The sequence below is a fragment of the Paenibacillus thiaminolyticus genome (assembly GCF_007066085.1).
Classification (GTDB): Bacteria; Bacillota; Bacilli; order Paenibacillales; family Paenibacillaceae; genus Paenibacillus_B; species Paenibacillus_B thiaminolyticus.
On record NZ_CP041405.1, the window covers coordinates 6,009,317 to 6,022,463 of the forward strand.

The 13,147-nt window shown below is 59.1% G+C and carries 11 protein-coding genes; 9 read left to right on the plus strand and 2 right to left on the minus strand.

What is annotated here, in order from left to right; translation table 11 throughout:
• Window positions 1-10: 10 nt before the first annotated feature.
• The gene (locus tag FLT43_RS26530) at window positions 11-361 is read right to left on the minus strand and encodes a YugN family protein (protein ID WP_087442902.1); all 351 of its coding nucleotides are present in this window, start codon (window positions 359-361) and stop codon (window positions 11-13) included.
• Window positions 362-631: 270 nt separating this feature from the next.
• Here FLT43_RS26530 and FLT43_RS26535 point away from each other — a divergent pair, with 270 nt between their 5' ends.
• The 9 genes from FLT43_RS26535 (at window position 632) to FLT43_RS26575 (ending at window position 9,891) form a co-directional block, all read left to right on the plus strand.
• Window positions 632-1,816 (plus strand): amidohydrolase, encoded by a 1,185-nt coding sequence (locus FLT43_RS26535; protein WP_087442903.1) that lies wholly within the window; start codon window positions 632-634, stop codon window positions 1,814-1,816.
• A 56-nt stretch (window positions 1,817-1,872) separates the two neighbouring features.
• Window positions 1,873-2,301: a CBS domain-containing protein gene (locus FLT43_RS26540; RefSeq protein ID WP_087442904.1), complete on the plus strand. Its 429-nt coding sequence runs from the start codon at window positions 1,873-1,875 to the stop codon at window positions 2,299-2,301.
• A gap of 106 nt (window positions 2,302-2,407) precedes the next feature.
• Window positions 2,408-4,093 (plus strand): DNA repair helicase XPB, encoded by a 1,686-nt coding sequence (locus FLT43_RS26545; RefSeq protein ID WP_087442905.1) that lies wholly within the window; start codon window positions 2,408-2,410, stop codon window positions 4,091-4,093.
• Window positions 4,053-6,071: a helicase-associated domain-containing protein gene (locus tag FLT43_RS26550; RefSeq protein ID WP_087442906.1), complete on the plus strand. Its 2,019-nt coding sequence runs from the start codon at window positions 4,053-4,055 to the stop codon at window positions 6,069-6,071. Before FLT43_RS26545 ends, FLT43_RS26550 begins: the two co-directional genes overlap by 41 nt.
• 26 nt (window positions 6,072-6,097) lie before the next feature.
• The gene (locus FLT43_RS26555) at window positions 6,098-6,550 is read left to right on the plus strand and encodes a YlbF/YmcA family competence regulator (RefSeq protein ID WP_087442907.1); all 453 of its coding nucleotides are present in this window, start codon (window positions 6,098-6,100) and stop codon (window positions 6,548-6,550) included.
• Window positions 6,551-6,584: 34 nt separating this feature from the next.
• Window positions 6,585-6,848 (plus strand): YlbG family protein, encoded by a 264-nt coding sequence (locus FLT43_RS26560; RefSeq protein WP_087442908.1) that lies wholly within the window; start codon window positions 6,585-6,587, stop codon window positions 6,846-6,848.
• Between the two features lie 359 nt (window positions 6,849-7,207).
• Window positions 7,208-7,645: a hypothetical protein gene (locus tag FLT43_RS26565; protein WP_087442909.1), complete on the plus strand. Its 438-nt coding sequence runs from the start codon at window positions 7,208-7,210 to the stop codon at window positions 7,643-7,645.
• Window positions 7,646-8,038: 393 nt separating this feature from the next.
• On the plus strand, window positions 8,039-8,953 hold the full coding sequence (locus FLT43_RS26570) for a selenium metabolism-associated LysR family transcriptional regulator (RefSeq protein ID WP_087442910.1): 915 nt from the start codon (window positions 8,039-8,041) through the stop codon (window positions 8,951-8,953).
• Complete coding sequence (locus tag FLT43_RS26575; RefSeq protein ID WP_087442911.1) at window positions 8,950-9,891, plus strand: PHP domain-containing protein; 942 nt, start codon at window positions 8,950-8,952, stop codon at window positions 9,889-9,891. Before FLT43_RS26570 ends, FLT43_RS26575 begins: the two co-directional genes overlap by 4 nt.
• A 1,224-nt stretch (window positions 9,892-11,115) precedes the next feature.
• On the opposite strand, the gene FLT43_RS26580 is transcribed toward FLT43_RS26575, so the two are convergent.
• Window positions 11,116-12,936: an Rqc2 family fibronectin-binding protein gene (locus tag FLT43_RS26580; RefSeq protein ID WP_087442912.1), complete on the minus strand. Its 1,821-nt coding sequence runs from the start codon at window positions 12,934-12,936 to the stop codon at window positions 11,116-11,118.
• Between the last annotated feature and the right edge of the window lie 211 nt (window positions 12,937-13,147).

Genomic DNA, 13,147 nt, shown 5'->3' on the forward strand with positions numbered 1-13,147 from the left:
GAAGGTACCTTTAGGCGCTAAGAAGCGCTTGCTTCAGCTCATTCAGCTTCTGGGTGGCATTATTCACGATCGGCTGCGGGATCGCAGATTCGTAATCCAGTCCGTGCGGGAAGGAAGCGCGGCCCATGTAGACGGCCTCAATGGAGAGAATCGTATCCGGCTTCTCCAGCTTCCCTTCCTTCACGCGGGTATTGATGCGTACAAAGTAGGCTTCGCCGTTCTTATTATCTTCAATTTTCAAATCGTATGTAGCCCGGTAATATTCCCACTGCCAGCGGGTAAAACCGAGATTCTCCGTTACCTCATCCAGGTAGGCCAGATCCGATTCGAGGCCGATGAGGCCGGTGTTGTCAATAATCATGCATCTATTCCTCCTTCATATCGTTCCTATTCATCATGTGCAATCGGTTACCTCTTTCTCATGATAGTATGTTTCCCAGGCTTGCGCAAGACGTCGCTTGCCGCGGCGGAGCGGATTGTTCAAAAATGTGGCAAATGTGGCATCCGAACGAATTCGACGGCTTGAGACAGAGCAAAAGGGCCCTTGGCGCCGGCTTTTATGGTACAATATAGAAAACGTTCACAACGGATGATTTCGGAATACATTCATGACAGATAAGGGGAATCGTTTATGATTAATACGACCGCATCGGTGTGGAAGGAAGCATTGGCGTCCCGCTACGAGGAGACCGTCGCTTGGCGCCGGCATTTGCACCGGCATCCTGAAGTGTCTTATGAGGAGAGGCAGACCGCCCTGTTCGTCGCGGAGAGGCTTGAATCGTTCGGCCTGGAGGTGACAACCGGCGTGGGCGGACATGGCGTGGTCGGGAGGCTCAAGAACGGCGCCGGCCCGGTTGTCGCCTTGCGTGCCGACATGGATGCCTTGCCCATACAGGACGAGAAGGCATGCGAATATGCATCGACTGTACCTGGGGTGATGCATGCGTGCGGCCATGATGCGCACACGGCGACGCTGCTGTCCGTCGCCCGCGCGATGGCGGAGCACCGCGAAGGGTGGAGCGGGGAAGTGCGGTTTGTATTTCAGCCAGCCGAGGAAGTCAGTCCAGGCGGAGCCCGGGCCATGATTAAGGAAGGGGCGCTGCAGGGCGTCGATCGGATGTATGGCGTTCATCTGTGGACCCCGATCCCTTCGGGCATCGTGGCGGTGCGGCCGGGGCCGATGATGGCGGCGGTGGATGACTTCTTCTTAACGGTATACGGCCGGGGCGGGCACGGCGGCATGCCGCATCTGTGCACGGACGCCGTCGTCATCGGTGCCCAACTCGTGCAGCAATGGCAGACGATCGTCAGCCGGAGCGTGTCGCCGCTGCAGCCGGCCGTCGTCTCCGTCGGAGCGCTGCAGGCCGGCTCGACACAAAATGTCATTGCCGACCGCGCTATTTTGAAGGGGACGATACGCTCCTTCGATCCGGCGGTCCGCGAGCAGTTGCGGGAGCGGTTCGAGACGATCCTTCGGCATACATGCGCGATGCATGGCGCGGAGTATGAGCTGGAATACCGCGTCGGTTATCCGGCGCTGGTCAATCATGAGAGCGAGACGGAGCGAGTGTGCCGTGTCGCCGCAGGCTGCTTCGGGGCGGAGCGCGTGCAGGAGGCGGATATGCTGATGCCGGCCGAGGACTTCGCTTACTATATGAAAGAAGTTCCGGGCTGCTTCGTGCTGGTCGGAGCCGGCCACAGAGAGGCGGCTTCCTACCCGCATCATCATCCGCGCTTCGATATCGATGAGCCGGCGATGCTGACGGCTGGCGAGCTGTTGGCGGGGCTGGCATGCGACGCGCTCATGAATCCGTAATCCGGCATAATTCATAGGCATAACGGTTATCCTAATGGTTGAACAGGAGGATGATTATGCCAAACATTCAGAACATCATGACGGATTCCGTTGTTACCTGCACGGCGCAGGACAATATTTATGAAGCCGCAGTCAAGATGAAGCAGCACGATACCGGATTTATTCCGATCGTAGACGGCGAACGCCTCATCGGTGTCGTTACCGACCGGGATCTCGTCATCCGCGCGATGGCCGAGAAGCACCCCGGCTCCACTTCCATCCGTGACGTAATGACGGAAGAAGTCATATCCGTGGGCCCGGAGGCCACCATCGACGAGACGGCGGAATTGATGGCCGACCACCAAGTGCGGCGTCTGCCGGTCGTGCAGGACGGCAAGCTGGTCGGCATCGTATCGCTTGGGGATCTCGCCGTACACGTGCATTTTGCGGATGAAGCGGGAGAGGCGTTAAGCGAGATTTCCGAACAATCGCCGTATACGCACTAGGTTAGGCTGGACGGCGCAAGGTTCATCCTCTCTTCCGAGACGGATGAACTTTTTTGTGTTGCAGGACAGGAAAGGGGATAGAGGATTGGCTCAGGCATCTTTTCGAATGGTGGTACAACAGGATTGCACGGTGCTGGTGAACGAGCGGAGCCCGGACTATCCGGAGATTCGGGCGGCCGTGCAGCGGTTCGCCGAGCTGATGAAGAATCCGGCGGGCATCCATACGTTCCGGATGACGCCGATAACATTGTGGAACGCGGCCGCGAGCGGCGCCACGGCCCAATCGGTCACGGAGACGCTGGATCGGTACGCGACGTACCCGACGCCCATCAAGGTCAAGCAGGAGATCGAGATGTGGATGGGAAGGTACGGCTTGTTCATTCTGGAAGGGGAGGATAAAGAGACGCACTTCACCCTTCGCTCCGAGGATGAAAAGACGCTCGAACGATTCATGCACGATGCGGAAGTCGGCACGTTGTTCTCGGGCCGGCCGCAGCAGGGCCGGGTGCTCGTCCATGCCCGTCATCGGGGGCGGCTGAAGCGGGCCCTGGCGCGCGCGGGTTATCCTGTCATCGACCATTTGGGCTTCCGCGACGGAGAGCCGCTCTCGTTCCAGCTGGAAGAGAGTTCATCCTTCTCCCTGCGGCCTTATCAGCAGGATGCGGTCGCCGCGTTCATCGGGTCGGGGACGCGGGCAGCCGGCGATGGCGTCATCGTGCTGCCCTGCGGAGCGGGCAAGACGATCGTCGGCCTGGCGGCAATGACGGCGCTGCAGAGCGAGACGCTCATTCTCACCTCGAACGCGACGTCGGTCAAGCAGTGGAAGGAAGAGCTGCTGAAGCGGACGACATTGAAGAGCGAGCATGTGGGCGAATATACGGGGGCGGACAAGCAGGTGCGCCCCGTGACAATATCAACCTATCAGATGATGACCTACCGCCAGCAAAAGGACGGCGAATGGAGCCATATGCGTCTGTTCCATGAGCGCGACTGGGGGCTCATCATTTACGATGAGGTCCATCTGCTGCCGGCGCCGGTGTTCCGGACGACGGCGGATCTGCAGGCGACGCGGCGCCTCGGCCTGACCGCGACGCTTGTGCGCGAGGACGGCTGCGAGCGGGATGTGTTCTCTCTCATTGGGCCGAAGCGGTTCGAGGTGCCATGGAGACAGCTGGAGGAGGCCGGGTGGATTGCCCAGGTCACCTGCACGGAGGTAAGGGTTCCGCTCCCTGCTGCGACCCGCATCGCTTATCAGCAGACCGGATTACGCGAACGGGCGCGCATCGCGGCGGAGAACGGGGCTAAAATTCCGGCCGTCCGGCAGCTCATCGCGCGCCACCCCGGAGCGCCGACGCTGGTTATCGGGCAGTACTTGTCCCAGCTAGACACATTGGCAGCAGATTTGCAGGCCCCGGTTCTTACCGGGCAGACGCCCCAGGCCGAGCGGCAGCGTCTGTATGAGGCGTTCAAGCAAGGCGAGCTGCCGGTGCTTATTGTATCGAAGGTGGCGAACTTCGCCGTCGATCTGCCGGACGCGACCGTAGCCATTCAAGTATCCGGAAGCTACGGCTCCCGGCAGGAAGAAGCGCAGCGGCTCGGCAGGCTGCTGCGTCCGAAGAAGGACGGTCGGATGGCCTACTTCTATACAGTGGTCAGTGAGGCGACCAAGGAGCGGGATTACGCGCTCAAGCGGCAGCTGTTCCTGGTGGAGCAGGGCTACCGCTATCTTATCGAGGAGGGGGAAGAGAATAGTGAACACGATTCAGCTGTTGAAGCGGACGGAACCGGATGAGGCCTTGGCGCCCCGCCAATGCTGGGAGCGTTATGCGCAGGGGCCGGAAGCGGTTCGGGAGGAGTTCCGGGCGCTCCAGCCGCCGCTGCGGATTCCGCTGGTGCTCATGCTGAAGCAAGCCGGCCCGCTTCCGTTCACGGTGGACAAGCTGCTGAGCTGGCATGGGCCGGAGGCGGCAGGTTCGGCGCTGCTAGCCGCTTGCGACCCGCTCGCCGAACACGGCTTCGTGGCGAGCGTCAAGCGGGCGTGGGGCGATCGACTGCTCTTCCTGCCGTCGGATGTATATGCTCAACTGCTGGGATGCCTGCTGGATGACCTGCACCCGGGGGAAGGCCGTCATCCGGAACAGCCGGAGCCGGAGGAAGAGGCGACGGGTCCGGTACCGGAGGAACAGGCGAAGACGCATGGTCCGGAACCGGAAGGCTATCAGTCCGAAGCGGGCCGCGGCATCGTGTTCGGCCTGTTCTCCTTGCTCGTCTTCGCGGCGAAGGAAGGGCTGCCGTTGACGGCGAAGGGAACGCTCCACAAGCGTGCCGTCACCCGGCTGTCGGCGCTCAATCCGTGGGCGTCCGCGGAGCTTCCGAATGATATGGGAGCGCAATATCCGTTCGCCGACACGCTGCCGCTGCCGCTCGCACTGGTCATCGATATCGCACTGCGCTTCGGCCTGCTTAAGAAGGAGGCGAATCGGTATGCGGTGAACGAGCCGGAGCTGGCCCGCTGGCTGCGGCTTCCTCCGTCGGTCTGGCGGGAAGCGGTGATGTCCGTGGTGGAGGAGCATTATTTGCCGGCGGATGCGCAGCTGCGCCATCTCGTGCTGGCGGTTCGCCTTATCGGAGCGGATGGAGCCTGGCACGAAGAACGGGAGGTCATTGGGCGGCTGATACGCCTTGGACTGCTGGATGCCGAGGACGCGGCTCGCGCGGAACGCCAGCTGCGCGGCTGGCTGCGAACCTTCCATGCGTTCGGCTTCTGTCATCTGGCTCGGCCAGAGCAGGAGGAAGGGGAGTGGGCTTACCGCCTCCCGGAGCAGGACATGGCGGAAGGAGCGGGATTTTTCATTCAACCGGACTTCGAAATCCTGCTTCCTGCCGCCGCCCCGTTCTATCTCCGATGGGAGCTGGAAGCGTTCGCGGAATGCGTCCGTACCGATCAGATGGATGTGTACCGGTTGACCAAAGCCTCATTCGAGCAAGGGGTGGAGCATGGGAGGACGATGGCATCCGTCTTGCGCTTCATGGAGGCGCATGCCTGGTCGGGCGTGCCCGAGAATATTCAAGATGCGATGGAGCTGTGGAGCTTGCAATACGGCCGCGTCCGCTTCGCCGAAGTGATGCTGCTTCGCTGTGAAGATAGCGCCGTCGCGGTGGAGGTGAAGGAGGCGCTGCTCCGCGAACCTTCCGGCCTGGCCGGAATTGAGCTGATCGGGGATCGGGACTTCATCGTCGATCGGGATCGCGTCCGTGAACTGGGGAAGACCCTGGATAAGGCGGGAATCGCGCCTCTGCGACAGTGGGCGGGGAAGGAGGGGACGGACGTCATGATATCGGTGTGGGAGGAAGCTTCGGCCGACTTGGGGGCGTCTCCGGAGGATGCGGGGAAAGCAATGGTTTACAGCCCTTCTCCGTTGCAGTATTATGAAATGGAAACCGAACCGCTGCTTGGTGAAGATTTGGCGGCGCCTTATCGGGAGGTGCCCGGCCAATGGACAAGAACGCTGCGTTCCTATCATGCTTCCACACAGAAGGATCTGGTGTCGATGGCCATTCGGCTCTTGACCCCCATCGAAGTGGAGCAGTCGGGGCAGTGCGCGACGCTTATTCCCGTCCGTATCCGGGACGGAGAGAAGGGAGCGTGGCTGTTGGAGGCTTATGATGCCGGTGAGGGAGACGCGGCAGAGCTGAAGACATGGTCCCCGGCCGATTGGGAACGGCAGCGGCTGGTGCTTCCCGCAGGTTGCCCTGGAACAAGCCGGTAATTTAGATAAGAATTGAGCGTGATAACATGTCAGTAGGACAGTATGAATCCGTTGTCGACATGGCCGTTCTGCTCACGAACGCTTACCAATTGGGCGATATGATTAACCAGTCGGTGGAAGTAGCCGAATATCTATATTGGAAAGAACGTATGGAGCAGAACGCGGAGGTCGATCGTCTCGTTCGCGAATTCGCTCGCAAGAAGGAGCTGTTCGAGGAGACGGAGCGCTTCGGACATTTCCATCCGGATTATCACCGGGCGAAGGATGAAGTGATGGCCGTGCAGGCCCAACTGGACGCGATTGACGAGGTGGGCCGCTTCAAGCAGGCGGAGCAAGCGCTGGACGAGCTGCTTCATGGACTGTCAGAGGTGATTGCCCATGCCGTCTCCGCTACGATCAAAGTACCCGGCAACGACCCGCTGCCATCAAAAGGCTGCGCAAGCGGAGGGTGCAGTGGCGGCTGCAGCAGCTGCTCTTAGCCAGCCTTTATTCGGGGGGAAAGCGAGGAGAATTATGTTTCCTGAACGAACGGGATATATTATATGGGTCACCGATGTGAAGGCGGCCCGGAACTTGGACAAATACGGAACGCTTCACTATATTTCACGCAAAATGCACTACGCCGTTCTGTATGTCAACTCGGATCGAGCCGAGGATACGATGAAGAATGTTCGCCGGTTGAATTATGTCAAAAAAATCGAGCGTTCGTACCGGAACGAAATCAAGACGGAATATAGCGGGGATATGCAAGACAAGACCCAATATTTCGGCATGTAAGAGCATGGACACAGACCTATTCCCACTGACGGAATAGGTCTTTTTGTTACTGACGGGCCGAGTACCTCGCGCTTCGTCAGATAGGGCAGGGGCAACCCCGGAGATTGGTGGGAAGTGAACGCTTGATGCGGCCGATACCGCTCTCCAAGCATGCACAGGAAGGGCTGAGCTGTTCGTAAAAGTGGAAATGGAACAAGAAAAAGGTTGGAGAATGTGTCTTTTTTGGAACAGTTTGTTAATCTTTTGTAAAAATGGGCCTGAAAAGCGTGGTGTGAACTTGAGAACGGGTTCCGCTTCATGTAATATATTGGGTAAATATACATAGACAAAAAGACCTAACGTGGTGGAGAGTGGTACCAGTGAGAGATAAAGTCATGGAACGATGGAGCACGTATGAACCTTTTTATGTCTTGTTAGGGGATAACAAGGTGGCTGATATCGTCATCACCCATCATGCCAGATCCCGCTGGGTAGATCGGATTTCCAAGACAGATGCCGATACCGAATCGATCGCCGCGTTTATGTGGGATTGTCTGAAGCAGGAACGGATCGCTCCTTACTACCGCAACGAGCAGGATGTGTTTCTGATTGACGGGGACTTGGTCGTGGTGGCGGAATTTACTCCTTCCGATCGGGATTTCGATCTGGCGGGAGAGCCGATGATGAAGATGATTGTCGTTACGTTTCTTGGCAAAATGTCGGAGACGATGGAACTGCGAGATTTGAAGACCTACTACTCCTGGCTCCGTCATTCCCGCCGCATGACGCTCGTGAAGAACAGCCGCAAGCGCAAGTAGCGAGGGCGCTTCCCGAAGCGCGCCGGATAGGCAGTTCTGTACAACATAGCCAGTGCATAGGAGGCCGTTCCCTGCCGGGGGCGGTCATTTTATTTTGGGGAAAAGGAGCGCCGGAACGGGCGGACAGCACGAATCTAGAAAAATTGCCTCCCGCCGTGCTGCCGCTCTCCCCGGGGTGAGCACCCCTGCCCGCTGCCGCCGGCCCCTGAGCGAGCATCCGGCCGCTGAGGTTGGCCCCTGAGCGAGCATTCCGGCCCGCTGCCGCCGGCCCCTGAGCGAGCATTCCGGCCCGCTGCCGCTGGCCCCGGAGCCGGCTTCGCGGGCAGCCTTTCTAATGTTTGCTCCCGTTGGAGTATAATGGGGGAGAGAGTCTTTGGAGAGGATGAAGGACGCATGGGGTTGAGTTTCCATCAGCTTCATATTTTCTATACGGTCGCCACGCGGGGGAGCTTCTCCGCGGCGGCACAGACGATGCATATGACCCAGCCTGCAGTGACAATGCAGATTCAGGCGCTTGAGGAATATTTCGGCACGAAGCTGCTGCACCGCTCGACGAAGAAGCTCAATCTGTCTGAAGCAGGGCAGAAGCTGCTGCCCTATGCGAAGCGTTGTCTCGATCTCGTCCGCGAGACCGAAGAGATGATGTCCAACTATACGCTTGATCTGCAGGGCAGATTGAAGCTGGCCGCCAGCCTGACGATTGGCGAATATGCGCTGCCCCATCTGCTGGGCGCGTTCGCGAAGCAGCATCCGCAGTTGGATATCCAGCTGCAGATTATGAACACGTCCCAGATTGTGGCCGGCGTTCGTGCGCAGCAGCTGCATCTCGGTCTCGTCGAGGCGCCGGTGACGGAGACGGACATCCATGTCGAGGCGGTGATGGAGGATGAGCTTATGCTCATTACTCCGCGCGATCATCCACTCATGAACGCGGAGAAGGTTCGGCTGGAGGATGTGATGCAGTATCCGTTCGTGCTGCGCGAGACCGGCTCGGGAACGCGCATCGTGATGGAGGAGGCGCTGCGCGCGAGCGGGGCCGATCCCGCCAAGCTGCGGGTCGTCATGGAACTGGGCAGCACCGGCGCGGTCAAATCGGCCGTGGAGGCGGGTATCGGCATCACGATGCTCTCGCCGTCCGTCGTCCGCCACGAACAGGCGCTGGGCCTGGTCCATGTGCTCCGCATCGAGTCGCTTCGCATCAAGCGGCAGTTCTATGCGGTGCATGCTCAGGCCGGTCTGCTGTCGCTGCCGGCAACGACTTTTATGACCTATTTGCGTACCCGACAAGAAAAGGAGTGGTTGCCATGACCGATTCACAACAAGCTATTCCCGCTTCAGCGCGTTCGGAGGAGCCGCGGCTGGCGGCGATGGAAGGCGCCGGCGGTTCCCCGGTTCGGACCGGGGGAGCGGATCTGCACAGCCATACGGAGGCTTCCGACGGAATGACCCGGCCGGAAGAGAATGTCCGCTTGGCGAAGGAGGCCGGGCTGGAGGCGCTGGCCATTACCGATCACGACACGGTGGCCGGCATTGACGAGGCGTTTGCCGCAGGCCGGCGCTGGGGCATCGAGATTGTGCCCGGCGTCGAGATAAGCACGGTTGAGGATGGCATCGATATCCATGTGCTGGGCTATTTCGTGCGGGTGAAGGACGAGCGGTTCCTGCAGCGGCTAAGCGAGCTGCGCGCGGTCCGGGACCGCCGCAACGAGATGTTGATCGCCAAGCTGAACGAGCTGGGCATTCCGCTGACGATGGAGGAGGTTCTGTCCGGCCTCCGCCGTCCGCTGTCGCCGGGAGAGACGGTGGGCCGCCCGCATATCGCGGACGCTCTTGTCCGCCGTGGCGCGGTGCGCGACATGCAGGAGGCGTTCGAGCGTTATATCGGCGTGGGCGGGGCGGCTTACGTCAATCCGCCCCGCATCCGGCCTAGCGAGGCGGTGCGCTGGATTAAGGAAGCCGGAGGCGCCGCCGTGCTTGCCCATCCAGGCATTTACGGCAATGACGAGCTGGTCGCACGGCTCTTGGAGGAATCGCCATGGGACGGAATCGAAGTATGGCATTCGGATCATTCGGACGTGGACGCGGAGCGGTATTTGCAATTGGCGGAGCGGCACGGCCTGATTGCGACCGCCGGCTCGGATTTCCATGGCGCGCGGCAGGGAAAGGTATTCCATGGCGCGATCGGCGGCCGGCGCATCGGGCTGGAGGCCGTCCGGCGCTTACGGGAGCGAAGTGGGCGGGATTGACCCGCGGCAGACGTCCGTTCTCCCTCTGGAGAGCGGGCGTAGGTCGGGGCTAGGGCGCGGGGGGAAGGCAGCGGCGAGCGTCTCATTAGACACGCGAGACACGCGAAGCCGAGCAAGGCGTCATCTTCATCCGCGCGTCGGGATGAACCGATCGGCACGGCCTTATCAAGCCTTTGCCCTGCCCCTCCGCCAATTCTCCGTCACAAGTCTTGGTCGAAGTGGTCCGCTCCCGTTTTACGTTTATGTTTGCGTTTGAGTTTGAGTTTACTTTAGAGGTTACCTTAGAGCCATGCGTTCGTGTTTACCTTTGTTGTTTACGCTAAAGTGTTGAACCTTGTTCGTTTGAATCTTCTTCGTTTGAACGTTCTGAGTGGATTTTTCTGAGTTGGGGAATCTGAGGTTGAACAATTTGAGTTGAACAATCTAGGCTGAACAATCTAGGCTGAACAATCTGAGATTGAGCAATCTGAGATTGAGCAATCTGAGGTGAACGTTCCGCGGCATGCAATCCTGCAAAAGTGCAGTTTTTTTCAAGGGGAACGGTCGATTTGGCGGGAAATCCTGCAAAACTGCAGGAATCTGAGCCTGTAGAGCTCTAAACGCGAGATTGAGGGGGAAAAAGATGCAGTTTTGCAGGAATCGTTTGCCGTGCTTCTGCGCTGTCTTGAAAAGATGTAATTTTGCAGGATTTCAGCTTCACCGCTGCTTCTTTTCGCCTGACTGCTCCCAAGACACATATTTCTTATCTGAACTGGCTATGTTCCCAAGACACATATTCCTTGTCTGAACTGGCTATGTTCCGAAGCCGCATATTCCATCTCTGAACTGGCTATGTTCAGAAGCCACGCATTCCATCCCCGAACTGGAGACGCTCCGAAGCCACACAATACCGTACCTGTACTCGACACGCTCCGGAGACATCCATTCCCGAACTGTCCCGGAAATGCTCCAAAGAAGCTACAGACATGTTCCAGATTTGCTACGGAGATGGTCCAGACATGCTGAGGAGCGACGGTTACCATCGTCCTGGGGGAGCGTCTTCTACCGAAAACGGGAGCAGGAACGGGGACAGGGGTTGCGCCCACAAAAAGGAGACAGGAGCGGAAACCGGGACTGAAACAGGAACTGAAACAGGAACTGAAACAGGAACGGGAACCAACAAGACGCCTGGAACGAAGGAACCGATTGGTTCCGTTCTCCAGGCGTCTTGCTATGCGTGCTTGCTCAACCGTTCGTCTTGACGGTGACCGGAAGCTGCCCGACCCGGTCCGCGTCCGGCGTAATGAACAGCGTCTTCTGCCGCTCGTAGATGACGAAGCCCGGCTTCGCCCCGTTCGGCTTGCGGACATGGCGGATGAGCGTGTAGTCGACCGGGACGAGGCTGGAATGCTTGCCTTGGCTGAAAAAGGCCGCCAACTGGGCCGCTTCCTCCAAGGTGGCGTCCCCGAATCGATCGCTTCGGATAACGACATGCGATCCGGGAATGTCCTTCGTGTGGAACCATGTGTCGTTCGGCTGGGCCAGCCGGTTGGTGACATATTCATTCTGCAAATTGTTCTTGCCGACGTAGATAGGAATGCCCTCGGATGAGGTGTAGCAGTATATCGTCGGCCGCCCGTCTTTTTTCTTGCGCTTGCCCTTCCGTTCCCGATCGCGCAAATAGCCTTCCTGGACAAGCTCCTCCCGAATCTCCTGCGCATCCTGCAGATTGGCTCCCGCGAGCTGGTGCAGCAGCATGTCGAAGTACCGGTTCTCTTCCTCGGCCGCGTGGATCTGCTCCTGCACGACGGCGATGCTGTTCTTCGCCTTGTTGTACTTCTTGAAATAGCGCTGTGCATTGTCCGATGGCGAGAGCAGCGGGTCGAGCGGGACCGTGATCATGCCTCCATCCTCATCGTAGTAATTCGGAAGCTCGACCGAGGCGTCTCCCTTGCGAAGCATATGGAGCGAGGCGAACAGCAGCTCGCCCATCACCCGGTAGCGATCCGCATCCTTCGCTTCCTCTAACGTAGCTTGCAGCTTCTCCAGCTTTTTCGCGTTTTTGTCATGCTCCTGCTGGAGGAAGCGGGACAAGTCGCCCACGCGCTGCTTAATCATGTCCCGTTCGGCCTTGTCGCCGTAGAAGGCCTCCATGCAGGCGCTCATCGTCGGATAGGTGGTGCGTGTCCCCTCGATGTGCGTAAGCGGCAGGGCCGAGAAATACGACTTGCCGGCTTCATCCTCTACGAGCGTCGGCTCGTAACGATGGCCCCGCACCCCTTCCATCATCCGGGAGAAATATTCCCACAGCACCGGGCCATCGAGCATTCCATCCGCGTCCGCATCCGCCCGCCCCGCGCCAGCGCCGGCGCGGTAGACCATCTCCTCCGCGAGCCGCGGGCTGATCCCGGAGAATCGGCTCACGAGCCACTTGGCTGCCTGCTTGGATGAGAGGCCGAGGCTCACTCCGGCTTCGTCCAGCGCCGCGGCGGTGTGTCCTGCAGCGGCTTCCGCCCACCATGCGAGGAACTGCTCCGAGTCCGTGCCGAGCGGATCGGCCTTATGCTGCTCTGGCGGAGCTGTATAGGCGAAGCCCGGCATGACGATACGGTAGCTGCTGATGGACGGGGTCACATGATGAATGCCGTCCACGATGGCGCCGGTCGCCGCATCAAGCAAAATAATATTGCTGTGGCGTCCCGTCAGCTCCACGACGATCGTTTTGATCGCCTCATCCCCCAATTCGTCCCGTTGGCGGATGCGGAAGTGCAGTATCCGCTCGCTGCCAATCTGCTGTACCTGCTCGATAATGCCGCTCTCGCAATATTTGCGCATCAGCATGCAGAACATGGGCGGCTCCGGCGGATTGGTGAAGCTCTCTTCGGTAAAATGCACACGCGGGTAGGTCGGGTTCGCGGACAGCAGCAGCTTGCGGTTCCGTCCCGCTGTTCGGATATGAAGTACGATGTCCTGCTCGGTCGGCTGATAAATTTTATGAATGCGCGCGCCGAGGGTCTGCTGCAATTCATGCGCAAGGGCGCGGGTAACGATTCCATCCAATGCCATATTGATTGCTCCTATCTTGCGGGGCCGGGGTCGGTCTCCCGCTCATTTGCCTTATCTCCCTATGATGCCATATTTTTGGACAAAACTTAAGAGTTCCGTATTCACATTGGGATATTTTCTGACTCGTCCGAATAAAGTTACCCTGAAGACCGTTTCTTTGGACGAGTTGGATTGTCCCGCCAAAGAGGGCCATCATACGGAGGAAAGGGGA

What these genes read in the sequence shown, in the direction of transcription:
- FLT43_RS26570 (WP_087442910.1), top strand. Translation starts at nt 8,039, where the DNA reads ATGGGGTTGAGTTTCCATCAGCTTCATATTTTCTATACGGTCGCCACG.
- FLT43_RS26545 (WP_087442905.1), top strand. Translation starts at nt 2,408, where the DNA reads ATGGTGGTACAACAGGATTGCACGGTGCTGGTGAACGAGCGGAGCCCG.
- FLT43_RS26560 (WP_087442908.1), top strand. Translation starts at nt 6,585, where the DNA reads ATGTTTCCTGAACGAACGGGATATATTATATGGGTCACCGATGTGAAG.
- FLT43_RS26555 (WP_087442907.1), top strand. Translation starts at nt 6,098, where the DNA reads ATGTCAGTAGGACAGTATGAATCCGTTGTCGACATGGCCGTTCTGCTC.
- FLT43_RS26580 (WP_087442912.1), bottom strand. Translation starts at nt 12,936, where the DNA reads ATGGCATTGGATGGAATCGTTACCCGCGCCCTTGCGCATGAATTGCAG.
- FLT43_RS26575 (WP_087442911.1), top strand. Translation starts at nt 8,950, where the DNA reads ATGACCGATTCACAACAAGCTATTCCCGCTTCAGCGCGTTCGGAGGAG.
- FLT43_RS26540 (WP_087442904.1), top strand. Translation starts at nt 1,873, where the DNA reads ATGCCAAACATTCAGAACATCATGACGGATTCCGTTGTTACCTGCACG.
- FLT43_RS26535 (WP_087442903.1), top strand. Translation starts at nt 632, where the DNA reads ATGATTAATACGACCGCATCGGTGTGGAAGGAAGCATTGGCGTCCCGC.
- FLT43_RS26530 (WP_087442902.1), bottom strand. Translation starts at nt 361, where the DNA reads ATGATTATTGACAACACCGGCCTCATCGGCCTCGAATCGGATCTGGCC.